The 26,919-nt window shown below is 55.8% G+C and carries 27 protein-coding genes and 3 pseudogenes; 5 read left to right on the top strand and 25 right to left on the bottom strand.

The window, feature by feature from the left end; all coding sequences use genetic code 11:
- Positions 1–3: 3 nt before the first annotated feature.
- The 5 genes and pseudogenes from ACZ5RI_RS07625 to ACZ5RI_RS07605 form a co-directional block, all read right to left on the bottom strand.
- On the bottom strand, positions 4–288 hold the full coding sequence (locus tag ACZ5RI_RS07625) for a helix-turn-helix transcriptional regulator (protein ID WP_464515506.1): 285 nt from the start codon (positions 286–288) through the stop codon (positions 4–6).
- 188 nt (positions 289–476) lie between these two features.
- Positions 477–836, bottom strand: coding sequence for a DUF2958 domain-containing protein (locus tag ACZ5RI_RS07620; protein WP_464515505.1), 360 nt, complete (start codon positions 834–836; stop codon positions 477–479).
- Between the two features lie 260 nt (positions 837–1,096).
- Entirely contained in the window at positions 1,097–1,744 is a 648-nt protein-coding gene (locus ACZ5RI_RS07615) for a DUF2285 domain-containing protein (protein WP_464515504.1), read from the bottom strand.
- Between the two features lies 1 nt (position 1,745).
- Positions 1,746–1,886, bottom strand: a pseudogene (locus ACZ5RI_RS07610) (transcriptional regulator domain-containing protein); the annotation flags it as partial.
- Between the two features lie 124 nt (positions 1,887–2,010).
- Positions 2,011–2,289: a DNA -binding domain-containing protein gene (locus ACZ5RI_RS07605; RefSeq protein ID WP_464515568.1), complete on the bottom strand. Its 279-nt coding sequence runs from the start codon at positions 2,287–2,289 to the stop codon at positions 2,011–2,013.
- A gap of 244 nt (positions 2,290–2,533) precedes the next feature.
- Between ACZ5RI_RS07605 and ACZ5RI_RS07600 the strand changes: the two genes are divergently transcribed.
- Both ACZ5RI_RS07600 and ACZ5RI_RS07595 read left to right on the top strand, forming a co-directional pair.
- Positions 2,534–2,755 (top strand): helix-turn-helix domain-containing protein, encoded by a 222-nt coding sequence (locus ACZ5RI_RS07600; RefSeq protein WP_464515503.1) that lies wholly within the window; start codon positions 2,534–2,536, stop codon positions 2,753–2,755.
- 561 nt (positions 2,756–3,316) lie between these two features.
- Positions 3,317–6,625: a DEAD/DEAH box helicase gene (locus tag ACZ5RI_RS07595; protein ID WP_464515502.1), complete on the top strand. Its 3,309-nt coding sequence runs from the start codon at positions 3,317–3,319 to the stop codon at positions 6,623–6,625.
- Here ACZ5RI_RS07595 and ACZ5RI_RS07590 read toward each other — a convergent pair.
- From ACZ5RI_RS07590 to ACZ5RI_RS07575, 4 genes are read right to left on the bottom strand one after another with little or no spacing between them, the layout of a single operon-like run.
- Entirely contained in the window at positions 6,609–6,992 is a 384-nt protein-coding gene (locus ACZ5RI_RS07590) for a hypothetical protein (protein WP_464515501.1), read from the bottom strand. The two genes, ACZ5RI_RS07595 and ACZ5RI_RS07590, sit on opposite strands and share 17 nt — an antisense overlap.
- 27 nt (positions 6,993–7,019) lie before the next feature.
- Complete coding sequence (locus tag ACZ5RI_RS07585; protein WP_464515500.1) at positions 7,020–7,484, bottom strand: hypothetical protein; 465 nt, start codon at positions 7,482–7,484, stop codon at positions 7,020–7,022.
- A 2-nt stretch (positions 7,485–7,486) separates the two neighbouring features.
- Positions 7,487–8,356, bottom strand: a complete 870-nt coding sequence (locus tag ACZ5RI_RS07580) for a restriction endonuclease (protein WP_464515499.1) — start codon at positions 8,354–8,356, stop codon at positions 7,487–7,489.
- A 50-nt stretch (positions 8,357–8,406) separates the two neighbouring features.
- On the bottom strand, positions 8,407–8,673 hold the full coding sequence (locus ACZ5RI_RS07575) for a hypothetical protein (protein WP_464515498.1): 267 nt from the start codon (positions 8,671–8,673) through the stop codon (positions 8,407–8,409).
- Positions 8,674–8,837: 164 nt separating this feature from the next.
- Here ACZ5RI_RS07575 and ACZ5RI_RS07570 point away from each other — a divergent pair.
- A pseudogene (locus tag ACZ5RI_RS07570) lies at positions 8,838–9,086 on the top strand (integrase core domain-containing protein); the annotation flags it as partial.
- A gap of 9 nt (positions 9,087–9,095) precedes the next feature.
- Here the strand turns inward: ACZ5RI_RS07570 and ACZ5RI_RS07565 are convergent.
- The 3 genes and pseudogenes from ACZ5RI_RS07565 to ACZ5RI_RS07555 form a co-directional block, all read right to left on the bottom strand.
- A pseudogene (locus tag ACZ5RI_RS07565) lies at positions 9,096–9,233 on the bottom strand (DUF932 domain-containing protein); the annotation flags it as partial.
- Between the two features lie 143 nt (positions 9,234–9,376).
- Complete coding sequence (locus tag ACZ5RI_RS07560; RefSeq protein WP_464515497.1) at positions 9,377–11,119, bottom strand: ATP-binding protein; 1,743 nt, start codon at positions 11,117–11,119, stop codon at positions 9,377–9,379.
- Positions 11,120–11,129: 10 nt separating this feature from the next.
- On the bottom strand, positions 11,130–12,053 hold the full coding sequence (locus ACZ5RI_RS07555; protein ID WP_464515496.1) for an SIR2 family protein: 924 nt from the start codon (positions 12,051–12,053) through the stop codon (positions 11,130–11,132).
- A 463-nt stretch (positions 12,054–12,516) separates the two neighbouring features.
- Here ACZ5RI_RS07555 and ACZ5RI_RS07550 point away from each other — a divergent pair, with 463 nt between their 5' ends.
- Complete coding sequence (locus tag ACZ5RI_RS07550; protein ID WP_464515495.1) at positions 12,517–12,789, top strand: helix-turn-helix transcriptional regulator; 273 nt, start codon at positions 12,517–12,519, stop codon at positions 12,787–12,789.
- Here ACZ5RI_RS07550 and ACZ5RI_RS07545 read toward each other — a convergent pair.
- From ACZ5RI_RS07545 to ACZ5RI_RS07535, 3 genes are all read right to left on the bottom strand, one after another.
- On the bottom strand, positions 12,779–14,035 hold the full coding sequence (locus ACZ5RI_RS07545; protein WP_464515494.1) for a tyrosine-type recombinase/integrase: 1,257 nt from the start codon (positions 14,033–14,035) through the stop codon (positions 12,779–12,781). The two genes, ACZ5RI_RS07550 and ACZ5RI_RS07545, sit on opposite strands and share 11 nt — an antisense overlap.
- Positions 14,036–14,353: 318 nt before the next feature.
- Positions 14,354–15,928 carry a glutamine-hydrolyzing GMP synthase gene (guaA, locus tag ACZ5RI_RS07540; protein ID WP_464515493.1) on the bottom strand — a complete coding sequence of 525 codons (1,575 nt, stop codon included), beginning with the start codon at positions 15,926–15,928 and terminating at the stop codon, positions 14,354–14,356.
- 90 nt (positions 15,929–16,018) lie between these two features.
- On the bottom strand, positions 16,019–17,317 hold the full coding sequence (locus ACZ5RI_RS07535; protein ID WP_464515492.1) for an RsmB/NOP family class I SAM-dependent RNA methyltransferase: 1,299 nt from the start codon (positions 17,315–17,317) through the stop codon (positions 16,019–16,021).
- 137 nt (positions 17,318–17,454) lie between these two features.
- Between ACZ5RI_RS07535 and ACZ5RI_RS07530 the strand changes: the two genes are divergently transcribed.
- Positions 17,455–19,014 (top strand): sensor histidine kinase, encoded by a 1,560-nt coding sequence (locus ACZ5RI_RS07530; RefSeq protein ID WP_464515491.1) that lies wholly within the window; start codon positions 17,455–17,457, stop codon positions 19,012–19,014.
- Between the two features lie 33 nt (positions 19,015–19,047).
- Here the strand turns inward: ACZ5RI_RS07530 and era are convergent, their stop codons facing one another.
- From era to folK, 10 genes are all read right to left on the bottom strand, one after another.
- On the bottom strand, positions 19,048–19,962 hold the full coding sequence (gene era, locus ACZ5RI_RS07525; RefSeq protein WP_464515490.1) for a GTPase Era: 915 nt from the start codon (positions 19,960–19,962) through the stop codon (positions 19,048–19,050).
- On the bottom strand, positions 19,959–20,576 hold the full coding sequence (rnc, locus tag ACZ5RI_RS07520) for a ribonuclease III (protein WP_464515489.1): 618 nt from the start codon (positions 20,574–20,576) through the stop codon (positions 19,959–19,961). The genes era and rnc overlap by 4 nt, the downstream gene beginning before the upstream one ends.
- Positions 20,577–20,649: 73 nt before the next feature.
- On the bottom strand, positions 20,650–21,483 hold the full coding sequence (lepB, locus tag ACZ5RI_RS07515; RefSeq protein ID WP_464515488.1) for a signal peptidase I: 834 nt from the start codon (positions 21,481–21,483) through the stop codon (positions 20,650–20,652).
- Positions 21,484–21,501: 18 nt separating this feature from the next.
- Positions 21,502–22,236 (bottom strand): pyridoxine 5'-phosphate synthase, encoded by a 735-nt coding sequence (locus ACZ5RI_RS07510; protein WP_464515487.1) that lies wholly within the window; start codon positions 22,234–22,236, stop codon positions 21,502–21,504.
- Positions 22,211–22,480 (bottom strand): hypothetical protein, encoded by a 270-nt coding sequence (locus ACZ5RI_RS07505; protein WP_464515486.1) that lies wholly within the window; start codon positions 22,478–22,480, stop codon positions 22,211–22,213. The genes ACZ5RI_RS07510 and ACZ5RI_RS07505 overlap by 26 nt, the downstream gene beginning before the upstream one ends.
- Complete coding sequence (gene pyrE, locus ACZ5RI_RS07500; RefSeq protein ID WP_464515567.1) at positions 22,477–23,061, bottom strand: orotate phosphoribosyltransferase; 585 nt, start codon at positions 23,059–23,061, stop codon at positions 22,477–22,479. The genes ACZ5RI_RS07505 and pyrE overlap by 4 nt, the downstream gene beginning before the upstream one ends.
- 20 nt (positions 23,062–23,081) lie before the next feature.
- Positions 23,082–25,238 carry a RelA/SpoT family protein gene (locus tag ACZ5RI_RS07495; RefSeq protein ID WP_464515566.1) on the bottom strand — a complete coding sequence of 719 codons (2,157 nt, stop codon included), beginning with the start codon at positions 25,236–25,238 and terminating at the stop codon, positions 23,082–23,084.
- Positions 25,239–25,407: 169 nt separating this feature from the next.
- On the bottom strand, positions 25,408–25,794 hold the full coding sequence (gene rpoZ / locus ACZ5RI_RS07490; protein ID WP_464515485.1) for a DNA-directed RNA polymerase subunit omega: 387 nt from the start codon (positions 25,792–25,794) through the stop codon (positions 25,408–25,410).
- A gap of 81 nt (positions 25,795–25,875) precedes the next feature.
- On the bottom strand, positions 25,876–26,316 hold the full coding sequence (locus tag ACZ5RI_RS07485; RefSeq protein ID WP_464515484.1) for a hypothetical protein: 441 nt from the start codon (positions 26,314–26,316) through the stop codon (positions 25,876–25,878).
- Positions 26,317–26,412: 96 nt separating this feature from the next.
- Positions 26,413–26,904 (bottom strand): 2-amino-4-hydroxy-6-hydroxymethyldihydropteridine diphosphokinase, encoded by a 492-nt coding sequence (folK, locus tag ACZ5RI_RS07480; RefSeq protein ID WP_464515483.1) that lies wholly within the window; start codon positions 26,902–26,904, stop codon positions 26,413–26,415.
- Positions 26,905–26,919 lie beyond the last annotated feature (15 nt).

Raw genomic sequence — 26,919 nt, 5'->3', positions numbered from 1 at the left:
ACCTCAACGTGAAGGCTTTTTGTACGGAAGCGGCGGCAAACCGATGTGGCGTTTTGCCGGAAACACGGTGCCCACACCGGGGTCCGAGGTCGATTTTTTGACGCCGGAAGCAACCCATTCCTGCAGATCTTCGACGCGATACACGACCCGCCCGCCGAGTTTCGAGTAGCGCGGGCCGGTGCCGTAGATGCGGTGCTTCTCAAGCGTGCGGATGGACAGCCCAACCATGCGGGCGGCTTCCGGGGTGCGCAAATAGCGTGGCGGTAACTCGGCAAAATTAGCAGACATCGAGATTTCCCCTGTTCTGGGCAACCGCCGAAAGGTGGCGGCTAACGGGGATCACGGTGGCGCAAGTTTGTCTGTCAGGGGGATGGCGATGTCACAGGATGGCGAGATCGCCACCCCTCTATGATATAAAACGCAAAGGAAAGCCCCGCTTTGAGCGGGGCTTTCCTGTCGATGGCGGAAACAACATATCAGGCCATTATTCGGCCGGCTTGGTGCGCCTCCTCGGCATAGGCTTGCAGCGTCTTATCCGCCTCGAAGTACAAATCCCGTTCGATATGCAAGCCACCAGGACCACGAACGGACGTGATTTCGGTCAGGGACACCCGCCCCATCTCCGGGCATCCCATGCCAAGATCGCACAAACCGAAGGCAATTGTCGGCTCTTCCGGGGCAAGTTCCGTCAACAACCAGGTAGCAGCACCCCACGGGCAAAACAGTTTGACGACAGGCTTAAAATCGATGGTGTTGCCATCCTTGGCGATCCGTTCGGCATTCTTGCGGCCATTTTCCAGCAACTGCCGTTCCTGTGCTTTGGTGAAAAGTTTCATGTCGGTCTCCTATTGGGCTTGGGTTAAAGCGCAGCGCTGCGCTGCAACCCTGCCCGTCGGCGAGACCGGGGGTAGCAATGGCAAGGGCGAGGCCCAGCGAGGGGGATCACCCGTTCTGCACAAGGCATGGCCGCGGAAGAACGGGGATACGCTGGCCGAGAGCGCATCAACGCGCACCCTTGCCAACGCGAGGGGCTGGCCCCTTAGCCCTGATAATCTGAAGCGACCTGCACTCGGGCAGCACCAAACTGGAGATAAGGCTATTTCACCTTGGACGTCGGTGGCGCAGATGGCAGCTTTCGGCGGTACGGATAGAGGAGTAAACGGCGGTACCCGCCGTGCATCATTTCCGTCCCAAGGCGTACAAGACGAATGGTGCGGTCGCGCAAATCATGCCCTTTCCAGGCGCCACCGACCGCATCGCCAAGGTCGAACAAACCGTCAGCGATATGCCGATAACTTGCCTTGGAATGCCTCCCGTCCAGCGCTCGTAAGGCCAGCACAAGCCGCTTCATGTGGTTGAACGGCAAGGTTTGATATGGGGTGACTTTGCGGCTATTCAGATGATGCCAGAGACGCAGTGCGGCAGCGACACGGATATCGAACACGCGATCAAGCGGCAGCAAAACCGCATAAGATTTATCACCGGTCGCCTGCAGCCGTGCACGCAATACAACACCGGACGGAAGGGCAATCATTCCACGCTCGCCGATGGCCACGATCAAGCAATTGATGCTGTCCGGATAGCGAAGTAACGGATTGGACGCATCGCTTAGGCCATCGGTTATGTCGATAACGCTCGGCAATACCGACGGCGTCCATTGCGGTGGGCTGCGTTCGATATCTTTTGCGAAATCGTATCCCCCAGCGAAGAGCGAACGCTTCGAGCTCTTGCGGGGTCCCCCCATTTTTCTCTACGGCATGCTGCATCTTGGCATGATCTTGAAGAAATACCGGATTCCGGCGAAGAAACTCCCAGGCCAATCCGGGAGCATCAAGCTGCAGCAGATCCTTATATCCGTCCGGTGATCGCCAATCGGCCGACCCCATTGCGGTCTCTCCAATTCAGCAACACGCCTATAGATTGGCGGAGAGAAACCATGCACGAGCAAATAGAGCAATGCTATGCAGATCACCGGCAAGGCCTATTGCCGTGCACGCAAAAATTAGAGTTTTAATCAGATGCGGCGCAGTCCAACAGATGGCGATAGCCGTTCTCGGTCATCCACTTTGCGCGGGCCAGATGGCTTTCCCAAACGCGCCTCGCGCGTTCAGGCGCGCAGGTAGGATCGATATGCAGGACGATTTTTACAATCTCCTGCCAATCCGCCCCCTCGGCATCCGCATCAAGCAGGCGCAGGTACGTTATGAGATGCTGCTTATCATATTCCGTCAGAACGCTCTCCGACGGAGCAACATCGGCGATTTGAGGTTCGATCTGCGACGGCCGCATAGATTTGCCTCGAATTTTAGAAGCTTGATTGTAGGCACAAACCGGCGAGCCATCAATCACACGCGCGTATCATGAAACGTATCCCGGATACGATGCGGAGTCATAACTGCAACATATACTCGGTCGACAAGGTTCTTCCCTCACATGGCCAGCGTCTGATCATAGCAATGAGATAATGCCCAACAACACAATTACATATTATAGTTGATAAACTCATAGTATGTAAACTGGCATCGATTTGTGCATGGATATGCGCAAACTGGTCGGCAGGAACTTTGCTCGTCTACGTCAGGAAATGGGGCTGACGCAGGAAGAAGTGGAGGAGCGCTCTGGCTTCAGTCAGCAATACTTGAGCGGCCTTGAACGCGGGAGACGGAATCCCACCGTAGTGACCCTGTTTGAATTGGCACAAGCGCTCGGTGTCAGCCACCTTGAACTGCTCAAGCCGGATGGCAAGGGGAAGTAAGACCGAAGCGTCATTGCCACAAATAACATACTGATATAATTCGCCAAAATAGACGAATTAACGCCTATATAATTTATAATTCGCCATTTATGGCGTCAAATAGAACATAATGACCTACGCATACAACGCCGCTGACGGCTGAACGAACCGCCATTAGATGTCCCTGAACGGCAAACGCGACGACTTCACTATGGCGGACTTCAAGTCCCTTGCCACGACCGCCGGACTGAAGAACGGTCGCTACAAAACCATTGCCAAGGAAGTCAGAGATGCAGTGTCTCGCAGGCCAACATTCGCCGAACAGTCCGGCGTAATCAATAGTTATCGAGACCAGATTTTGTCTGGGCATAGACTAACAATATGACGGGAAGATCGCACGTTACCCGTCAGGTAGCTCCTACCTCCTGGGTACGAAGGTAAAAAATATAAATCTTCGGTTGCGCAACACCTTCGGACGGTCTTAGTCTCCAACGTGGAGCGGTCGAAACACCTAACCGTACAACAACTGTAGGAATTAGCCCCTCGCACTCGTATCGTAACTGCATAAGTTGAGAGTGAAGCGTGACAGCAACCAGCCTGTTTCTGTTTCCGTCTCCAGCCGTGACGGAAATCGCGTTGCCAGCAATCGACCTCGGCCCGATCAAACTTCGGGTCGGACAGGTGCATTGCGTCCTGCGCCCCAAAGAGACCGCCCAGGTCACGAGCGAAGACACGATCCAGATCAGCGCGCGAAAAAAGCTGCCTGTCTACACCTTGGCGAATGGCGACAAGGTCACGATTACGTCTCAGAAAAAGCACACCCGCCCAACCGGCATGGATGGTCTCCTCCTGCGCGGAACGGACGGTCGCCTCTCATGGCTCAGCCACAAACTGACGGACGCGCTGAACAAGGAAATCGAAAAAACCGGCTGGGCCGGTGTTCTTGCAAAACGCGCCGCGCAATGGGATGGCGTCGTGACATACAAGACGGAAGTGCAGAATCCCGACGGCTCCGTCAATGAGGGTCTTCGGCCGCCGCAAATGGGCGCGCTCTTCGCCATCGGCTCGCACTGGAGCCTTTTCAATTCGCCGGCAACGATCATCATGCCGACCGGCACCGGCAAGACCGAGACCATGCTCTGCGCGCTGGCCGCGTTCATTCGCACGACCGTTCTAGTGGTCGTCCCCTCCGACGCGCTGCGGTCGCAGACCGCGCGCAAATTCCTTACCTTCGGCTTGCTTCGGCAGCTCAATGTGCTGCACCCGGACGCGCCGAACCCCGTCGTTGGCGTCCTGACAAAAGTTCCCAAAACGACCGAAGACCTTGAGATTTTCAAACGATGCAATATCGTCATAGCGACGATGGATGCGGTGTCCGACAAGGCCGCGCAACCGCTGTGGGAAGAACTCGCCGCACTGGTCGGCATCCTAATAATCGATGAAGCGCACCATATCGGCGCGAAGGGCTGGAACGATTTCCGCAATGCGTTTGCGAACAAGCGCGTCCTACAGTTCACGGCAACGCCATTCCGTCGCGATGGCCAGCTCGTCGATGGCCAGGTCATCTACAGCTATCCTCTACGCATGGCGCAGGCGGACGGCTACTTCAAACCCATCACCTTCGAGCCGGTCTATGAAGCTTCTAAAATCAGGGCAGATGACATCATCGCCGCAACTGCAGTCGCAACCCTCCGCAACGACCTTGCCAATGGCTTCAACCATTTAATGATGGCGCGGTGCGATAGTATCCCGCGCGCACAAGCCGTGCTGAAGCTTTACGAAGCGGCTGCACCGGACTTAAACCCCATCCTTATTCATTCTAAGCTTCCTGACGCCGCAACGCGCACCGAGAAACTCAAATCCGGCCGGAGCAAGATCGCTGTATGTGTAAACATGCTTGGCGAAGGGTTCGACTTGCCCGAACTCAAGGTCGCGGCCGTCCATGACTTGCACAAGAGCCTAGCCATCCTGCTCCAGTTCACAGGCCGGTTCACCCGCTCGGCTGGCGCCAATCTTGGCAACGCGACCATCATCGCTAACGTCGCAGAACCGAATGTTTCAGTGGCGCTCGAGCGCCTTTATTCAGAAGATGCAGACTGGAACGAGCTGCTAAGCGAGTTGAGCTCTGAAGCGGCACAAGACCATGCTCGCCTCATCAAATTCCTGAACGAGTCGCAGCGTATCGGCACGGATGTCGACGATGACGACACGCCTATATCCCACAAGCTCTTGCGGCCCGGCGTCAATACGGTCGTCTACCATGCCGACAAATTCACGCCGAAGAACTTCCACCAAGGACTGCCGGCAGAGCTCAAGCCCTATCGGGTGTGGCTGCATACGCCATCAAACACCCTATTCGTGGTCACACGTACCGAATTGCGGGTGCCATGGGCACGCTCCAAGTCCGTCAAGGATAGGCAGTGGTCACTATTCGTGTTGCACTACGATAAATCGCGCAAACATCTTCACCTAACAGCGTCAAACACCAAATCGCTGTACGAGCCCCTCGCAAAGGCCGTCGGCGCAGATGCCATAATCAACGGTGACACGATCTTTCGGGCGATGGGACGCATAAGCCGCCTCATCTTCCAGAACGTGGGTGTGAAGAAGCATGGCCGGCGCAACCTATCCTATGCGAATTATACGGGCGCGGAGGTAAAAAGTGCGCTCAGCATGGCCGAAAAATCCGGTTCCTCAAAAGCCCTCCTGAATGGCATGGGATGGGAGGATGGCAAGCAAATCACACTCGGTTGCTCCTCGAGAGGACGCATCTGGTCGCGTGAACAGGCGAACATCCCACGCCTTGTCGAATGGTGCGAACATATCGGCGACAAGCTGTGTGACGACACCATTGAAACTTCGAAGCTGATTGACCACGTCCTCTTGCCGACGGTCGTAACGACCCTGCCAGAGGCGGAACTGCTTGGTATTGACTGGCCAGTAGAACTTCTCCGGCAAGCCGAGGAACGTGTGTCGTTCATTCGCGCGTCTGACGAACAGCCCCAGACAACATTCGACCTCGAATTCACCAGCATGGATCGCGCGGCGAACACCATCAACTTCGAGCTGGTCGAGGCGAAAACTGGCTTGTGGGGCTCGTTCCGCTATACACTAGGGGGCGAGCGTACCTTCAGTGTCGTGCAAACGTCCGACGAACCCATCGACATCAAAATCGGCAAGATCGTTAACTCGCTGGCCAGCTATTTCTCAGACTATCCACCCATGTTCCGTTTTGTGGATCTCAGCGAACTCGATGCCAATCTTCACGTGGTGCTGCAAAACCCCTACGAGCTCGACATCCCTGACGAGCGTTTTGAGGTCCGCGACTGGACGGGTATCGATCTAAAAAAGGAATCGATGTGGCGGGAGGGCGCTATCCATAACGACTCCATCCAAGCCTATGCCGCAAAGCTCTACACCGATGGCGGCTTCGAGGTCGTGTTCGACGATGACGCCGCTGGTGAAGCAGCTGACCTTGTGTGCATCAAAGAAGAGGATGACTACATCCGCGTTGCCTTGATCCACTGCAAATTCTCGGGCAAGACCAAGCCCGGCGAGCGCGTCAAGGATGTCATTGAGGTGGCATCGCAGGCTGTGAAGTCGGCACGTTGGCTCGGCAAGTTCCCACAGCTCTGTCAGCACATGCGTAACCGCAACGAATCTCTCAAGGTTGGTGGACGCCCCACGCGTTTCCTGAAGGGCTCGACAGCCGACCTTATCCGGTTGGTGAAATTGAGCCGGTTTAAATCCATCCGGCCTGAAATCGTCATTGTTCAGCCTGGCCTCTCCAAGGAGAACCGGACAACGGAACAGAGTATCGTGCTCTCGTCGGCGCTAAGCTACTTGAAGGAAACAGTCGGTATCGACGTAGACATCATGTGCAGCGACTAGTGTCAGCTCGCTTGCAAACACTTAGCTTCTCATGCTCCGAAATGAGGAAATAGATATAGCTGCGGATCAAGTTGCAATAGAGCCGCGCTTCATGCGGTAGAAGCGCAATATCAGCGCGCAAATCTGCACCATGTCGGACGCCGCCACCAGTCGGCGAAGACAGATAACCGTGCAATTGTTTAGTCCAGTTCAGCACCTGCTCGAGTGCGCTACCTTTATGATGCCGGCGAAGGTCGTCGGCGATGGTGTTAAAGTATTTGCCCTGAATTGTCCCGGTCTCAAGCTCCATGCCGCTGAAGACTGTTGCAATTGACTCCAGCAGCCAAAGCACCTCCTGGACTGCCTGTCTGTCCTTACCGGCCGCCAATAAGTCATCTGCTTCAGCGAGGGACTTCTAGATCTTGTCCTGTGCCTCCTCACTGATCGACGCCACAGGTGCCGGAGCGACAATCGGAGCGAACTCGTTGGTCGCGATGAGATTGGGTGGCTGGAACTGGAAGCCGGCACCGACCTTTTGCAGGGCGGCGTTCACGCGATTGAGCTCTGGCAGAGCAATGTGGGGGTTCGCCGTGCTCATCTGAACACAAGCGTCGTAGAACGCCTCCAGGAACAGCGGAGCATTCTTCGCGGCATATCGCAAGGCGCTATCGAGATCGGTCTGCGCCCAGCTTTCGTCTGAGCTGATGCTGGCCGTATAGCCGGCCGCGCGCGCAAAATACCCTTTGAAATGTTCGAGCATCCATTTGTGCTCATTACCCTGGTTGGCGATCTTGCCGACATAGTCGTCGATGATATTAACCGCCTCGGGTGCCAACGGGCCGGGCGACTCGAAGCGCCATGATTTTTCAAAGTTGAGCATACCTACTCCGGAAACAGGTCGCGAACGCGCACGAAGGGCGTCCCTTGTTCGCCGGCACGGCGCACCTTTGCCAGCAAAACATCCTGCAAGTGAAGGCCGCGGCGGAGCATGTCGAAGAGGTCAAGGCCATCCATGCAGATGAGGCGCTTTCCCTTGCCGAACGCAATGAGCCCCTGCTCGCTGAAGCCGGACTGGCTGAGAAACAAGCCGCGTGTCCAGTATGCCTTCTGTTCGCACTTGCCGTGGAACGCATGCAGGTCTGCGGTGTCCGTGTAGTCGTTCTGCCACTTCGCTTCCAGCAGGTATGGCTCGTCGGACAGGATGAAGCTTCCGTCGATCTGTTCGCCTACCAGCCGAAACGAAGCGCGCGGCATCATTCCATAGGCATCGAAGAGATCCTTGAGGAACGTCTCGAATGCGTAACCGCGCTTCTGGGGTAGTTGGACCTGAGAGACCTTAAGCAGCTCACCGCTGAGCATTTCCAACAGCGTCTTGTCCACCTTGAGCTTCGTGGGTTGCTGGCTCTCAGGCAACTTGCCGTTATCAAGGCGCCGCACCAAATCCATCAGGCGAGCCCGAGCATTCGGCACCGTCTCATCACGGCGTTCGCTTTGGCGAATAGCCTCGCGGTAATCCCACAAAGCGGTGAGCGTACGTGCTGCGGCCTTGGCATCGACCTCTTGTAGGTAACAGCGAAGCCGGTTGAACTTCGATGTCCCGTTCTTCGAGTATTTCTGGTCGTAGATGTCCACGCCAAGTTCGCGCGCGAAGAACTCTGCGATAGTGGCATTCGAAAAATTCAGCACGTAGCCCGGATCGCCCTGAAACAGGTCCTTCACAAGCAACATATCGATGGTAGTAAGTCGGTTCATATGGTCGTCGCAACATATAGTGGTGATCCAGCATGCCTGACCTTTGCGCTTTACTCAACCAATACCGGCCGATACCCCCCAATTTGGTAGCGGATCTCTCCATCGAAGGCATCGTACTCGGATTTTGAGTTACCTTCGCGGGTCCAGCCAAACGCAGAGCAAATAAGTAAATCGCTATAATCGGCCACGGAATTGTTGCTGCTACGAACAACATCACGCCGACGAAGCTCGCCAAGAACGTTGGTATACAGTTTCAGCAGCTCACGCGTCGCGAATTTACAAAGCTCGTGAGCATCCGGCTCTGGAAGTGCATTCATTGGAAGTGTCCCTATCTGTGCTCACAGCTTAGAGTGATGGCTGCATTAATAGGGGTTAATATGTGACCACTGCCGCCAGCTTCCAGCACTACCATGTACTACTATCGAGAGTCGTACGGTAATCACAGCTCAGCGCTGGCGAGGTATTATGGATTGCATCCAGCATCGCGTCGGGCAAATCGATGCAGAACGGTTTTATCGAAAGCTTCAACGGCCACCTGCGCGACGAATGCCTGAACGAGCACCTGTTCGCCAATCTGCCGGAGGCCCGGAAAATCACCGAAGCATGGAGGAGCGACTACAACACCAACCGACCCCACACGAGACTGGACGGGCTCACGCCTATCGAATTTGCAACCCGCCCCGTACCGGGGCACAACGTGAACAGGCACTCCTCACTAACGAGGACATAACAGGGGCAAGGTCAGCGACAGAAAACGCTTGTCATCCGGACGAGAGAACCACTCCGACGAAACGCGACCGACGCACTCACCGCGGCTGATATCCACTTTGTAGCCGCTGTTTGCGTTCGGTCGGCTATCCAGTACCTGCATGTCCATGGGACTGATCTCCACGACGGGCACCGAAAGCCTCTCTCTCGGTCCTTAACCCGTCACAAAATCAATTCCAAACTCTCACTCTAAAGATGAGGGGGGGCTACGTCTCAGGCAATTCAACTAGTTTGTAGATTGCTGTGCTTGGACTATTGACTGCTCTGCCTACGCCACGAATGAACAGCATTCTCGACTCCGTTGACGGGTTCTGCATCTCGCCAGCGATCCCAAAAATTAACCGTTGCACTATTTGGTTTGAATCGTGGTTCTGAGACGATTACCCGTGTCGGAAGCAAACTAGCATCACCGACGACCAGGGCTTCTCCAACATCCAAAACCGGCAATAGATCACCGAAGCCACCAAGGCTATCCGGCAAAAGTCGCTTGATAACTGATTGATCATCACCGTTTGTCAGCCGCATGGCAATTACGTTGTTGCATTGACTGAGTACCGTACGATTGACCTCTGATGGCCTTTGACTGATCACCACCAAGCCAACACCGTATTTTCGACCTTCCTTGGCAATACGCTCAAATATTCCAACTGAAATCTCATCTGCTAACTCGGACGATGTGCGCTCCGGCATGTATAAATGTGCCTCGTCGCAGAACAGCGCAATTGGATGCCTATCGGCCAGCGGGGTCCATTGGCTTACGGTAAAAATCAGGCGGGCAATCAAACTGACCATCAGCGGCAAAATATCGGAAGGAACTTCTGAGAAATTTATGATCTTGATGCCCCCCTTCCCATCTTTTTGAGAAGCACTACCACCAATAAGGAAGTGTGTGACATTCGACAGCCACCCCATCTCCATACAAGCTACTGGCGGCTGAAAGATGAATCCAAGGCGACGGTCGTTTCGTTTGGCCTCAAAACGCGCGATCAGACGGCTTAGCTTATCAAAATACGGTCCTTGTTTATCGCCGCGAGCGCCCTGAACCATCTCCTGATTCAGGGCAGTAAGCTTAACGCGAACATTGTCGATATTAAACGGAACCGGGCTATCGATTGTGAAGTTTGCCAGTATATCTGCGTGTTTCGTTGGATCGAGCATTGCGCGCTTTTCGTCTGTAATGCAGCGTGTCATCAACATCGTCTGGTTCGGCGCATTTTGGTCAGAGCGATCCACAAACAAAGATACCAATGCCTCATAACCAAGAAGCCAGAAGGGAAGGTGCAAAACTCCCTCTGCAAGCCCGCAATCATGTCCAATATCACTTGGTCCAGCAATGCGCAGATGTCGAAACTCATCACTATCCAGCGTCTGATATTCGCCATGTATGTCAAATAAAATGACATTTGCCTGCGGGAGTTTGGCTATCTGATCAAGAAGGCGAGCTATCGTATAAGACTTCCCACTTCCGGTACTACCGACGACAACAGCGTGGCGCTGGAAAAGTTTGTTACCATTCAAAAACGCGCGCGCATCTTCATCCAGAGCATATCGTCCAAGATCAAGCTGAGGACCGTCGCCGGAAACCTGCGATATAACCTGCATAAAGTCTGTTAAACGTTGACTTTCTAATGGAAAACAATCGGCATCAATCTCAGGAACAGTTTCGAGAGTTCTCTTGAATACGTTTCCCCTAAGACCTTCCTTATCTACAAGCGTTCCAATTAGAGTGATACGAACAAGGTTATTCTCAGGCAATTCGGCTTCCGGATCTTCCCCAACACCTTCAACGTCAGCCACATCCCCAGCTTTACGCGTTATCCGCGAGACAATTCCAATAAGATGCTGCCCCGCCTTCGAACTCCTGATTGCGGTAAGTCTATTGACCTGAATTCTCTTTAGGCGTTCGAGTTCATCGACACGCACGGTCACTGTCGCGGTATCAACGGCTATAATCTTGCCAAGGCTTTCACCATCATTAAAATCAAGAATGCCCATTCGTTCGCTCCTAATAGCCAATCAATTCATTTAATGTGGACAATTCCCAATAATTACCGCCAGGGATAACGATACCGTCAGGGTTCTCATTGTTATACGCCATGGTTCCGTTCTCATGTTTTTCAAGAGCGAGATAGTGACGTCCTCCGTTATTCCTTAGGAAGCTCTTCGCTTCTAGCGTCAGCGTTTGCACTGCCACAAGGATCGGTATGTCATGCTCACGGCACCGAAAAGTCAACTTCGGGTGGATATGGGCGTCGCGAAAGCCATACCCCACGCAGATAAATGCGGTTGCACCACTTAACGCGCGATCAGCGCCCTGAATGGCGCTTCGAAAAGGCTCATCGTGGGTTCGTTGATATTTGCTAACACCTGGCGTGACGATGAGCGGAATTAACCCGTCAGGCAACTCACTTGTCATCGGTAGCGACATAGCTCTTCCGTATGAGTCTGAGAACCAATCTAGCGATCCATGGACCTTCCAGACAGTGACAGTTCGTGCCAGATTTTTCCCCTGTCTAAAGATTAGGTTTTCAGCACCATCTGCGTGACGCAGATATCCTGGAAGGAACCCAGTATTGTGGATGTAACCACCTAAATCGGCAGCGTATTCAACGACGCGGTCATAGTTAGTGGTAACGACATGAATATTGCGATTGGTACTGCGGAACAGTCCCCTGAAGAGGGCTCCCAACGGAAATATTTTCTTTGTACTGATCACAGACTTTAGCAAATCGTAATCATCCCGAGCGATGCAGTCCCAAGTGCTTCGAACAATCTTCGTGACCAAAGAATCTGGGAGGGATTTATTCTCTAATGCGGCTTCTAGGTGATCTCCTGCCGCTAATGCCGTCCGAACCAACGCCCAAGCATCAAGTTCTGGGCCTTCATCTGCCCGCACATTTTCGCGGAGCCAAATTGCCAAGTTACTCATACCCCGAATGCCATGAGGAATAGAGGCGCCGCTACCTAACACGATCACAGGGTTGTTCTGCGCGCATCTCTGACACTGTTTTGCGAGGTCTTCGAGTTCCATTTCTAACAAAAATACACTCGCATTTGGTCTCTTAGCCTATGATTAACATGGCAAGAATGACACAATTTAGAGTGGTGCGCAATTAAGGAATTCAAGTTGTCTAATGTCATCTATTTGAAACGGTGAATACATGTGCAATCGAAAGAACCGTGGTGGATCGACCGCAGATTCCGAACTGATTGAACCGCGTTACCAAGATGCTGACTTTATTTTGCAGTTCCATTTTGGGGCGCATTCCAGAAACATGTCCTTTTATTACTCAAACGCATGCCTGTGTGCGATACCCCCCAAACAACGCTTTCTTTAGCCGGGATCTATCGTTTTCTATTTCTGTGCCAACATGCAGCGAGATCGGAAAACGATGAAACAGGACACTTCCTTAGTTGCACATAGAACCATACGCCGGCATCAACTCCGCGAAATGGTTCCCCTTGCGGATACGACTATCTACGACATGGAACAGCGCGGAGAATTTCCCCAACGCTTTTACCTAACCTCCCGCTGCGTTGTCTGGGATCAGGCAGAAGTCGAGGCATGGGTTGAAGGTCGACGCCAAGCATCAAAAACGAAGACTATCAAACGAGCCCCATCCCCAGATGTTCAACTTCGTAAAACCCGCCCGGTCAAACATTAGGTTCTGGCGTAAACAGCTCCATGGATGGAGGGTAAAGCGTGGGCGCGTATTTCTGTCCGGTAGCCCACGCATCGACCGTGTTGGCCCATTCCTGCATCATATGGCGGCGCTGATGTTCGTATTCAGCCTTGTTGTAGATTCCACGCGATGACCGCCCATCTTCATGCGCCAAACATTTCTCGATCCAGTCGCTGTTGAAGCCTAGTTCGTTCAGCAAGGTCGAGCCGGTGCGTCTAAGATCGTGGACAGTAAAAGGCTCCAGCGGCAACCCTTCCTTTTTCGCACGAATGGCCACAGCCGTCGTAATCCGGTTAAATGTTGCACGGGACATTTGTGCATCGGCGTCGTAGCGCGACGGCAAAACATAGCGCGAATTTCCGGAACACGTCTTGAGAGCTATAAAGATATCGAGGGCTTGCTGCGATAAGTAGACGTTATGCGGCATGGCTCGCTTCATACGCTCCTTGGGGATTGACCAAACGGCATTTTCAAAATCGACCTCGTCCCATACGGCACCGAGAAGTTCACTCTTTCTGACCATAGTAAGCAGAATGAGCTTCATCCCTAGCCGGATGGTGGGCAATGTCGGCACATGCTCCAACTGTCCAAGCATGATGCGAATTTCCGCAGGCGACAAAGCGCGATCTTTAGGAACAAAGGTTGCGATTGATGCCGGTCCCACTTCTTCCGCTGGATTACTGACTTTCTCGCCGTGCAGAATAGCAAAGCCATAAACCAGCTTCACAACCTCCCGAACATGGATGGCGGTCGCTGGGGCTCCACGTTCTTTTACCTTCGTGCACACAGCCCTGAGATCATCGGGGGTGATTTCAGACAGGAGGCGATTTCGAAACGTAGGGAGTATGTCGCGTTCGTAGACGGAGCGACGCATGGCGCGGGTACTGTCGGCCATCCGAGCCTCCTGAAACCATCGTTCCGCGAACTCACCGAAGTTTTTCGCTTCCTTGATACGCCGCTTCTCCCGCTGTTTCTCACGTGCAGGAGAATGCCCCTCCAAAAGGGCGCGTTTTGCATCAATCAGCTTTTCTCTGGCTCTCGCCAAAGACAGCCCTGAGGGGCCATAGCGGCCGAGTGTGAGTGTTTCTCGCCGGCCATTGATCCGGTAGTCAAAACGAAAGATGACGGCCCCAGACGTCTGAACGGCAACGTACATACCGTCACGGTCCGAAACTTTGTAGGGCTTATCTTTTGGTTTCAAGAACTTAAGAGCTGCATCGGTAAGCATTCCAACCTCCCGAACACGTCGAAAAAAGGTGGAAAAGCTCCGAAAATACCGTCAGGCCATTTTCTCTGATACTAAGAGAATTTTTCTGTTTATTTACAATCAGATAAGGCCCAAAAAAATACCGTCAGAGGCTTTTCACCATCTGACGGTATCTCGATTTTAGACTATCTGCAATTTTGGCCATACCGTCGTTCATACCGTCATCTGTGACGCTTGCCCGGTGATAGATGGCGATAGACGGTATTGATTTTTCTTTTACAATTCAGTATGTTACATCACACCCTAGGACACTACGGGATACCGCCGGAGTGGCCTGAATTATTCCCACTCAATCGTGCCCGGTGGTTTGGAGGTGATGTCATAGGTGACGCGATTGATGCCTTTGACCTCGTTGATGATGCGGGTTGCGGTCTCGCCGAGGAATTCGTGCGTGAACGGATAATAATCCGCCGTCATCCCATCGACCGACGTCACGGCACGTAAGGCGCAGGCAAAATCATAGGTCCGCCCATCGCCCATCACGCCGACGGTGCGCACCGGCAGGATTGCAACAAAGGCCTGCCAAATCTCGTCATAAAGACCATGCTTGCGGATCTGATCGATATAGACCGCATCGGCCTCGCGTAAGATCGCCAGCTTTTCCCGCGTGATCTCACCGGGGCAGCGGATGGCCAGCCCCGGACCGGGGAACGGATGACGGCCAATAAATTTCGGCGGCAGGCCCAGCTCGCGGCCCAGCGCGCGGACTTCATCCTTGAACAGCTCGCGCAACGGCTCGACCAGCTTGAGGCCCATCTTCTCGGGCAGACCGCCGACATTATGATGCGACTTGATGGTGACCGAGGGACCGCCGGAAAAGCTGACGCTTTCAATCACATCCGGGTACAGCGTGCCCTGCGCCAGAAACTCCGCCCCTTCAATCTGATTGGCGTATTTCTGGAACACATCGATGAACAGCTTGCCGATAATCTTGCGCTTTTTCTCCGGGTCGGAAACGCCTTCCAGCGCGCCCAGAAACAGTTCGCTCTCATCCGCATGGATCAGCGGGATGTTATAATTATCCCGGAACATGCTGACCACTTCCGGCGCTTCGTCCTTGCGTAGCAGACCGTGATCGACGAACACGCAGGTCAGCTGATCGCCGATGGCTTCATGGATCAGCACCGCCGCAACCGAGGAATCCACCCCGCCCGACAGGCCGCAAATCACGCGTTTGTCGCCGACCTGCGCGCGGATCTTGGCAATGGCTTCGGCGCGATAGGCGCCCATGGTCCAGTCGCCCTTGAACCCGGCCAAACGGACGAAATTCTCATACAGCTTGGCGCCGTTCGGGGTGTGGTGCACTTCCGGGTGGAACTGCACGGCGTAGAAATTGCGCGCCACATCCGCCGTGATGGCAAAGGGTGCATGCGGCGAGGTACCATAAACCTCGAATCCGGGTGCGATCTTGCTGACATGATCGCCGTGGCTCATCCAGACCTGTTCTTTGCCGTCGGCAAACCAGCCATCAAGGATGGAGAGTTCCTTATCCGTCGGGGTGACAAAGGCCCGGCCAAATTCGGCCGTGTGGCCTTTGCCGCCTTCCACCGCGCCACCCAGCTGGGCCATCATAACCTGCTGGCCATAACAGATGCCGAGGATCGGCACGCCCATGTCATAGGCCGCCATCGGCGGGCGGGGTGATCCGTCACGGGTCACGCTGTCCGGGCCGCCGGAAAAGATCATGGCGCGGGGGGCGAAGCCCTTAAGAAAGGCCTCCGTCACGCTCTGATAGGGGTGAATTTCGCAATAGACGTTCAGCTCACGCAGGCGCCGGGCAATAAGCTGGGTAACCTGAGAGCCGAAGTCGACGATGAGAAGGCGATCATGTTGGATCGTGGCATGCTGGGTCATAGGCGGATTTACGCGGGTGGCTCCCCCCTTGTCCAGAAGGTAGCCACCCGGAGCCTTAAAAAAAATTGCCGCGCCGTTAAGACGGTGACGTCAGGCCGGGGCCTGCAAAATCGCGGTAAAGAAGCCATCCGTGCCGGTGGTGTGGGGCGCGGCATGGAAAAACTCAATCATTCCAGTGGGTAAGGGGCCAGTGGGTAAGGGGCCAAGGGGGGCCGCCTCGGCCAGCCCGGCCCAGACCTGATCGGCCCGGCAAACCGACCAGCCTTCGTGACGGGCCAGGAAACCTGCCACCTGATCGTCATTTTCCCCCGGCAACAGCGAACAGGTGGCATAGACCAGCCGCCCGCCCGCGGTGGTCAACCCCGCAGCCCGGTCCAGCAGGGTGGATTGAACGGTTTTCAGCTCCTCCAGCCGCTCGGGCGTCAGGCGCCAGCGCAATTCCGGCTGGCGCCGCCAGGTGCCCGTGCCGCTGCACGGCGCATCCACCAGCACCACATCGAATCGGCCCGTGACCTCTTCTTCTGCCGTATGAATATTACTGGCCCCGGCCCGCTCAGCCCGTGCCGCCAGCCGGTTCAGCCGGTCAGGGATAATATCATAGGCAACAATCTGGCCCTCATTGGCCATGATCGCCGCCAGCGCCAGCGATTTGCCGCCCGCCCCCGCCGCCAGATCGAGCAGCCTGATGCCGGGGCGCGACGCGCACAGCATCGAAGCAAGCTGGGCGGCCTCGTCCTGAAACTCGAACCAGCCATCCTGAAAGGCTTTAAGCGCGCTGAGACGGGTGGTGGCACCACCGCCGGGCAGCCGCAAACCATAGGGCGAATAGGGCGTCGGCACGGCCAGATAGCCCTCCTCCGCCAAAAGCGCCTGCACCTGATCGCGGGTAGCTTTCAGACTGTTCACCCTGAGATCGATCCCGGCCCGGTCCTGCATCGCCGCCATGGCCACGGGTAAATCGGCCCCAAGCGTCCGTTCCAGCTCGCTTTCCAGCCATTCGGGGTATTCGCCCGCCATCCACGCCGGCAGATCTGCTGGTGTGGTGGCAATGACGGCCCGTTCGGCATCGGTCAGCGCCGATGGGCCATAGCCGCTGCCACTGAACAGGGCTTCAACCTCGTCCAGACTCTTGCCCTCGGCCAAGAGCGCGCCAATCGTCAGGGCTCGGGGCGCTTCCGGCCCCATCGGGGCCACCCCCATCCGCCAGGACAGATGCGCCCGCTGACGCAAAATGGTGAAAAAGCGTTCGGCCACCGCCGCCCGGTCCTTGGACCCGGCATAGCGGCGCAAACGCCACTGACCTTGCATAAACCGGTCTGCGGGCAGGCCGGTTTCGTTAAGGCCGGTGAGAAATTCGATAACAGTCTGTAAACGGGCGGTCTCTTGCATGGGGGTTAGGCTTAAAACTTTCTTGGCAGATTGTTAAAGGGTTTATGCTTTTATGACTACGATACCTCTAGCTGTGTCATGGAATGATACGACACATCAAATCTATTTATATTTATATGGGTGTCGGATGTGCGCTGGTGGCGGCAGTCATTGCCCTGGCCGCCAGCCTTGAGGCTGGCCGACAGAACAAATTTTCCCTGAACAGTCAAACCGAAGTTGTCAGCTATGAAACGGAAGATGTTTATCGCGACCTCTCCGGCAAACTGATGGCAACCGCCTATTGGCAGGAAACCTATGATCACATTGTTTTAAGCTGGGATCAGCAGTGGGTTGAATACCAGTTCGGCGTCTATCTGCAAACCATCGGTATCCGCAATGTCGCCATTCTGGAGACCGACGGCACCTTGCGCTATCTGCGCATGGATAATAGTCCGGCCTTAAATAGCCCCAACATCATGGCGCATGCGGCGGGCCTCAAAGAACTGATTGCGGCGGCGGCCAGCTCGCCCAACCAATCCCCGACCGAAGCCAAAACCGGCGCCTTTATACTTGGTGACCGGGCTTATTTCGGCATCGCCTCACTGGTGCGCGCCGAACGCACGGACCCGATGCCGCCCCCGAATGACGGCACATTTGTCATCGTGTTTTTCAAGCCTGCCCATCCCAGCTATTACGACGCCCTGACGCTGGGCTTTAAAACCGAAGATAGCCATATCAGCCTGACACCGGCACAAAGTAAGGAATACGCCTCCTATCCGCTGAAGGACGCAAGCGGCATCACGCGGGCCTATTTCGAATGGAAACCGCAACGCCCCGGCGCCAACTTCCTGCTGGTGCTTTATCCGGTTCTGGCGGTGATGTTTCTGTTACTAGCGACGATGCTGACCGTCTCGATGACCCGCTGGCACGCGGCGCAACGCCACCTGTTAGATGTCAAAGCCAAGGCGACGCGGGTTGAAGAAGAAAACCGTATAAAATCAATCTTTCTGGGCAATGTCAGCCACGAATTGCGCACCCCGCTGAACGCCATTATTGGCTTTGCCGACATGCTCAAAATGCAGCTATTCGGCCCGATCGAGAATCCGCGCTACAACGAATATATCGAACACATTCATGCCAGCGGCAACGAGCTGTTACGCATCGTCACGGCGCTGATCGAAATCTCGCATATCGAGTCTGAGGAAACCGAGGTCAAATACCACCCGGTTAACGCCACAAATGTACTGCACACCGCCGTCGAAGGCATCGCCAAAGCACTGGAAGCCAAACAGCAAAAGATTGATCTGACGCTGTCCGATCAGCCGGTGTGGTGCCTGGCATCCGATGGCCGCCTGCGCCAGACCTTAATGCAGTTGTTTGAAAACGCCATCATACTGACCCCGGCAACCCAGACCATCCGCGCCAGTTGTAGCATTGAAAAAGAGAATGTGCTGATTGCGATCAGCGATCAGCGCCAGGCCAAACCACCGCAGACGCTGCAAAATTTCGACAAGCTGTTTCTGTATTCCGACGATCACTTTGTATCGCATTCCGGCGGTGTCGGCATTGGTGTGGTGATTGCGTCGGCGCTGACCAAGCTGATGAAAGGCACACTCGATTTCCGCTATGAAGTCGATGGCGCCTTCACCCTTCAGCTGCGCTTACCCCGGACCGATCCACCCAATACCGAAGCACAAGGCGATGGGGACGGTATTTAAACCTGCCCCATCCGCAGCCCGGTAAAAACAGCCTTAGCTCTTGGGAAATTCCAACCCGATATTGCGATAATGCGCGCGGTTTTCATCCCAGCCAGCGCTGACCTTGACGAACAGGAAAAGGTGAACCTTGCGGTCAAAGATCACTTCCATCTCGCGGCGGGCCGCTTCACCAACCGCACGAATGGCCGCCCCGCCCTTGCCGAGCATGATCTTCTTCTGACCATCGCGCTGCACATAGATGACCTGATCAATCTTGACCGAACCATCTTTACGCTCTTCCCACTTTTCGGTTTCAACCGCGGTGGCATAGGGCAGTTCATCATGCAGACGGATATAGATTTTCTCGCGGGTGATTTCGGCAGCCAGCACGCGGGAAGGAATGTCCGCGGTCTGATCTTCCGGATAGAGCCACGGCCCCTGCGGCATTTTCGATGCGCACCAGTTCGCCAGCATTTCCAGCCCGTCACCTTTCAGGGCAGAAATCGGGAAAATTTCTTCAAAAATCCCTTCGGCATTGAACTTCTCGATCAGCGGTAAAAGCTTATCACGCGGCATGGTGTCGATCTTATTGAGCACCAGCGCGGCGCGGCGCCCGGCGGCCTTAAGCCCTTCGATCACACCGGCCGTATCGCGTGCCGCCGGACCATTAGGCCGCAGCGTAATATCTTCGGCATCGACCAGCAGAACCACCGCATCGGCATCACCCGCCCCGCCCCATGCAGCCGCCACCATCGCCCGATCCAGCATACGTTTGGGCGAAAAAATACCGGGGGTATCCACCAGCACAATTTCGGTTTCGCCCCGCACCACCACACCGCGCACATTCATGCGCGTGGTCTGGACCTTGGGGCTGACAATGGCGACCTTGGCCCCGACCAGCGCGTTCACGAGGGTCGATTTTCCGGCATTCGGTGCGCCGACAACGGCGACGAAACCACAAGCGGTCATGATCTTAATCCTAATCTTTCCAGCAGCTGCTGCGCCGCATCCTGTTCAGCCTCACGTTTAGAGCCACCCTCGCCATTCTGGGGCTCGACGCCATCAACCGTTACCGCAACGGTAAAGCGCGGGGCATGGTCCGGCCCGGTCCGTCCAACCAGACTGTAAACCGGCATACCACGGTTCTTGTCGCGCGATTGGGCCCATTCCTGCAAGACCGTTTTGGCATCACGCATATCGGTATTCAGCGCGGCGAAGGCCTCGGCCCAGAAAAGGTCAATAAAACGACGGGCGGCTTCCATGCCGCCATCAAGGTAAAGCGCGGCAATAATCGCCTCGCACGCCCCCGAAACAATCGCCAGTTTACGCCGGCCACCACTTTGCGCCTCGGCATTGGCCAAAATAAGGTGGGCGGACAGCCCTGCCGCCTCGGCCGCCTGTGCGCACGCCTCGCGCCGGGCCAGCGCGTTATATTTCAGCGCCAACGCCCCTTCCGGATCAGCCGGGAACAGCGCGTGCAGCCGTTCGGCCACGATCAGGCCCAGCACCCGATCGCCGAGAAATTCCAACCGCTCGTTCGAGCGTTCGGTATCGGCGCTGGCATGTGTCAGCGCACGGATCAATAGCCCGGGATCGGCAAAGACGTGGCCGATCTTGGTCTGTAGCTCCTGGAGCGCCGCTTCGGATTCTACCGAATTATCGGATACCGGTGAAAATCCGCTCGAAACGGATGCTCCCCGGCCATGTCCAGAACTTCCATGCTTGTATTTTTTCGGCATCGATTGAGAAAAACCTGAATTGAGCTTTGCCGACAAGATTTTCGGCAGGTACGAACCCGACATCCATGCGGCTGTCGTTGGAATCGTCACGATTGTCGCCCATCATGAAATAATGGCCGGCAGGCACGACGTAAGTCTGTGTGTTATCACCGGGGCTGTCCGGCTCGCTGTCGAGCACATCATAGTGACGCCCGCCCGGCAGCGTTTCGGTGAACTGTGCAATGCGCCCGCCATCGCGGCTTTCAGGATCGGCAAAGCTGCCATCAGCCAGCTTGGACACCGGCGCACCATTGATAAAAAGCACGCCGTTCTGCATCCGGATCTGATCGCCGGGCAGACCGACCAGCCGTTTGATATAGACCGTGTCGGGATCAGACGGCGGCACGAACACCACCACATCGCCACGCTGCGGCGCATGCATCAGCACCCGGCCAAACGATGGCATGTACCGCCCCCAGGGCACCGAATAGCGGCTGTAACCGTAAGCAAATTTTTCAACAAACAGATAATCGCCGACCAGCAACGTGCTTTGCATCGACCCCGACGGAATATTATAGGGCTGAAACAGAAAGGTCCGTTCGCACAAGGCCAGCACCACCACGATGCAAAACAGCTTGGCCAGCTCAAGCCACAGATCACTGCCCGAAGCCGCCGCATCGGCAAGACTTTTCAACGAAAGCACATGCTTCTGGGCAGAGACGGTGACCGGCTCCTCGGTTGCATAGCTGTTTTTGTCTGGCTGTTCGCTCATAGCGCCTTTAGCTTGTGCTTAGCGGCCACAGCGCGCCGCATCCATGCGTTCGCGCATGCCACGGATCGACGCTTCAAGGCCGACAAAAATCGCCTCGCCAATCAGATAGTGACCGATATTCAGTTCACTGATTTCTTTGAGTGCCGCCACCGGTTTGACATTGTCATAGGTCAGACCGTGACCGGCATGAACTTCCAGCCCGATGGAGGCGCCATAGCGGGCGGCCTCGGCCACCTTGAGCAGCAGCGCATCACGTTCCGGCCCAGTGGCATTGCTGTAAGCCCCGGTGTGCAGCTCGACCACCGGCGCCCCCATAGCGCGCGAGGCATCCAGATGGCGCTTATCCGGCTCAATAAACATCGACACCCGAATACCGGCATCGACCAGTTCGCGCACGATCGGTTCAAGCTGGGTCCGCCGACCGGCAGCATCGATCCCACCCTCGGTGGTGCGTTCTTCGCGCCGCTCCGGCACGATGCAACAGGCGTGGGGCAGATGCTTCAGCGCAATCTCTGCCATTTCCGGCGTGCCCGCCATTTCGAGGTTAAGCGGCAAATTGATTTCGAGACGGAGCTTTTCGATATCATCATCCGAGATGTGGCGGCGGTCTTCGCGCAAATGCGCCGTAATGCCGTCGGCACCGGCTTTTTCAGCCAGATGGGCCGCCCGCAACGGATCCGGAAACGCCCCGCCACGTGCATTACGGATCGTGGCAACGTGATCGATATTAACGCCCAGACGAAGTTTTTCCATCCAACAGCTTCCTTACCTTACGACCATTCACCAACCACATGCCCAAACCAAAGACCAGACCGGCGATTTCCGACAAAGCAAACGAAAATTCGATCCCCGTAAGACCATGGGCATGGCCACGCCACAGCAGGAACACACTGAGCGCCAGCCCGAGCGTAATGCCATAGGCCCCAAGCCCAATCACCACCACATAGGAAACCGGGCTACGGCAGGTCCAAACATAAACGCGTTTTACCGCATTCATTTCAAACCCCGGCTGCCCGGCTTAATCGCTTCAGTCCCTTTCAGATGATCCGGCAACTGATCGGCAGGCCAGGCCGGCACCTTGATGGCGGCAAGCGAAATCAGCGGCACGCCTACATCGGCCGAACCGCCCGAACGGTCAATCAGGCAGGCCGCCGCCACCGGATTACCACCCATGGACCGAATGGCTTCAATGCATTCGCGCGAGGAAAGCCCCGTGGTGACGATATCTTCCACCATCAGCACCGGCTGACCGGGCTTAAGCTCGAAACCACGACGCAGGGCGAACTGACCGTTTTCACGCTCCACATACATCGCCGGCAATTTCATCTGACGGCCCATTTCATAGCCCGGCACAATGCCACCGACCGCTGGCGATACGATGACCTCAATGGGGTCTTTCACCGCCGCCCGGATTTTTTCGGCCAGCGCGGCGCACAGACGGGCGGTACGCTCTGCATCCTGAAACACCCGCGCCTTCTGCAAAAAAGTATCGGAATGCAACCCGCTGGAAAGAATGAAATGCCCTTTCAACAAGGCCCCGGCGGCCTTGAATTCATCCAGCACCTGTTCCGTCGTCATCATGATCGTGGCTTCCGTTTCTACTCTTCTTCAAGACCGCGAACGCGGTCCACCATTTCAACCGAGGAATTGACGCGCAACGCGCCCAGAATGTTCTGCAAATGGCCGACATCACGCACCAGCACATCAACCAGAAAATCGAAGAACAGCATGTTGCGGTTGGTCGTTTTCATGTTGTGAATGTTGCCGCCGCTATTACCGATCACCGTCATGGCAGCCCCGATCGAGCCGGGTTCGTTCTTCACCCGCACCGACAGCCGCGCGATTGACGGGCCAGATTCCGCCGCGTAATCGCTCCACGCAACATCAAGCCAGTCGTCCATACTGGTTTGGGCTTTTTCAAGCTCGCCGCAATCGATGGTGTGAATGACCACCCCCTCGCCCGGCACGCGCAAGCCCACGATGCGATCCCCCGGTAAGGGATGGCAGCAGGTGCCCAGACGATAGGCCACGCCAGCCGTCAGTCCACGGACGGAAATCGGCTTATTCCCCGTGGGCTCGGCCAGCGCAACGGCTTTGCGTTTTTCCGGATCGTTTTTCAGTTCGGGATAAATCGCAACCAGCACTTCATAACCGCGCAAAGCACCACTGCCGACATCGGCGAAAATGTCTTCAGCCTTGGCCACGCGCAGCTTCTGCACCACCTGACTCAGCGCTTTTTCGGACAGCTCGACACCCTCGTCCTGGAAGATCTTTTCGAGAATCTTGCGGCCGAATTTGATGTGTTCGCCCCGCTGGGCCTGACGCAGATATTTGCGAATTTCCGCCCGCGCCCGCCCGGTCACCACAAACTGTTCCCACAGCGGCGACGGGGTTTGTTCCTTGTTGACGATGATCTCGACCTGATCGCCATTGCGTAAAGGGGTGTAGAGCGGTTCGTGCTTGCCGTTGACCTTGGTCCCGACAATATGGTGGCCGAGATCGGTATGGACGTAATAGGCAAAATCGACCGGCGTTGCCCCACGTGGCAGCGGAATAAGATCCCCTTTGGGGGTGAAGCAGAAAACCTGATCCTGATACAGATTAAGCCGGGAATGCTCGAAAAATTCTTCGGCCGTTTCCCCGCTCTCCAGCAGATCGACCATCTCGCGCAGCCATTCATAGGCCTTGATCTCGACCTCGCCGTCGCTGTGGCGCGCCGGGGCATGATCGCGATAGCGCCAATGCGCCGCCACGCCTTTTTCGGCGATATCATGCATTTCCTGCGTGCGGATCTGCACTTCCAGGCGCTGATGCTCGGGCCCGATCAGGGTCGTATGCAGCGATTGATAACCGTTCGGTTTGGGGACCGAAATGAAATCCTTGAACCGTACCGGCACCGCCGGCCAGGCCATATGCAGAATACCCAGCGCACGATAGCAATCGGCCGGGTCTTTCAGAATAACCCGAAAACCAAAGATATCCGACAGCTGCTCAAAGCTGATCTGCTTATCACGCAGCTTGCGCCAGATCGAAAACGGCCGCTTGGAACGACCATAAACATAGGCATCCAGACCATGCTCGGCCAGCTTGCGTTTCAGCTGATCGGAAATCCGGGTGATGAGTTGATTGTTGCTGGCATTGAGCCGTTCAAGGCGGCTGACGATCGAGCTGCGCGCCTCGGACTGCAGTTCCGCAAAGGCCAGATCTTCCAGCTCCTCACGCACATGCTGCATACCGATACGGCCCGCCAGCGGGGCATAAATGTCGAAGGTTTCCTGAGCAATGCGGCGGCGGCGTTCCGGCTGCTTGATGAAATGCAGCGTGCGCATATTGTGGGTGCGGTCGGCCAATTTCACCAGCAGCACGCGCAGATCGTTCGACATGGCCAGCATCAGCTTGCGGAAATTCTCCGCCTGCTTGGTGCGCTCGGAAAACAGCTCAAGCTTGGACAGCTTGGTCACACCATCGACCAGATCGGCGATCTCTTTACCGAAATTCTTCTCGATGTCTTCGTAGGTGGCGACCGTGTCTTCGATGGTGTCGTGCAGCAGCGCGGTGGCAATGGTCGACTCATCGAGCTTCATGTCGGTGAGCAACGCCGCCACTTCCAGCGGATGCGCAAAATAGGGATCGCCCGAGGCCCGGAACTGCTTTCCGTGCGCCTTCATGGCGTAAACATAGGCTTTGTTCAGCAACGCCTCGTCGACATCGGGGTCATAGGCTTTGACCCGGTCGATCAGTTCGGTCTGGCGCATAAGGCGGCGCCGCCGTGCAGGGGCGGACAGCAGATTAGCCGAACCGGCGGGGTTCTCTGCCGGTTCGGCGGATGGGGGTTCGACTTCGCTCATCGGCTAAATATAAACAGCCCAAGGCGGCGCTTGCACGCCTATTCTACATCACCGACGCAACAAAGTGATAAAAACATCACTCTTCGTAGTCGGATTCCGGTTCCGGCTGCGGTTCGGCGCGGCGCTGGGCTTCGCTGGTAAGCGCCCGCAGCAGCTCTTCTTCCGTTACCTGACGGTATTGTGATTCTTCGCGCACATCTTCGGAATCCGAACGCGTATCTTCGGGCTCATCAACCTCAGCATGCTTCTGCATCGACTTGATATTGTCTTCTTTCAAGTCTTCCGGCAGCAGCCTTTTGGCAGCGATTTCGCGCAGCGCCACAACCGGATTTTTATCGCGATCGCGATCGACCAGCGGTTCGGCCCCACCGGAAAGCTGGCGGGCGCGGAAACCGGCAGCCAAAACCAGTTCAAAACGGTTGGGGATCTTGTCGACGCAATCTTCGACGGTAACGCGGGCCATGGATTTTCCCTAAGTAGCTTGCTGAAAGCGGCGGACCCTATAAGAAAGGCCCGCATGCCGCAAGAGGTAATGCCGGGGCCCTTATTTTACAAGTTTAATCTTAAACCTGGCCTCAACCGGAATGTCCCAGTAGCGGTAATGTAGGACATAAGTCTCATTTTCCCGCAAATCCGTCCCTGTCAGCGGCAGCATCACCGTCTCGCTGACCGATTCCCCGCCAAGCAGCGTCCGATATTGCGGCTGGGTCACATTGGAACAACCATCCTGCCCACCAACCCGGATCTGCCGGGCATCAAGCACCTGCCACTGGCGGATTTTGCACGGATTGCCGACATTCAGATCAGTATCAGCAATGGCCGCATTGGACAGGACCAGGGTTGCCGCAATCTCTGGCTTAGCAAGGCGAACTTCCACCACCGGAACCACTTTAAGTGCCAGCTTCACCCCCGCCGGGGTAAAGCCCGCCATCGCCACGCCGCAGACCGCCGCGCAGGCAACCACCGCACCAAACAGATATTTCATTTCCACCCCTCGTGCACCGCAAGCGAATCCGCGCCACGGCCACAGCCCGACCTACAACTGCCCCACCTTAACACATCATGACACGAAAGTCAGAAACTAGTTAAGCGGCACCACAGCCTGCCGGTCCGCTTCGGGCAAGCGTGCCAGCAAGGTGCCGATGGCCGTACCGCTGACCGGATGGCACCAGTCCGGGGCGATATCGAACAGCGGCACCAGAACAAAAGCACGCTCGGTCAGGCGCGGATGGGGCAAAACCAGCATGTCATTCACCACAATTCCATTATAATCAATAAGGTCAAGATCGAGCGTGCGCGGAGCATTTGGCCGACTGCGCACACGACCAAAATCTGCTTCGATTTCATGTAGTGTTTGCAACAATACTGCGGGCGGCAGTTCCGTTCTGACGCAAGCAACGCCATTGACGAAAGGGGGCTCGGACGGGTCGGGCCAGGCTGGCGTGCGGTAAAAACGGGACACGGCCTGCACGTCTATCGCGTGTTTCTCAAAATGCGCGAGCGCGGCTTGTAACGTCGCCATTGGCGCCCCGGCCGCAGACCCCAGATTTGCCCCGAAAGCCACAACAATCATGCTATCAATTCCACT

The sequence above is a fragment of the Micropepsis pineolensis genome (assembly GCF_055392125.1).
This window is presented reverse-complemented; position numbering and strand designations above follow the sequence as displayed.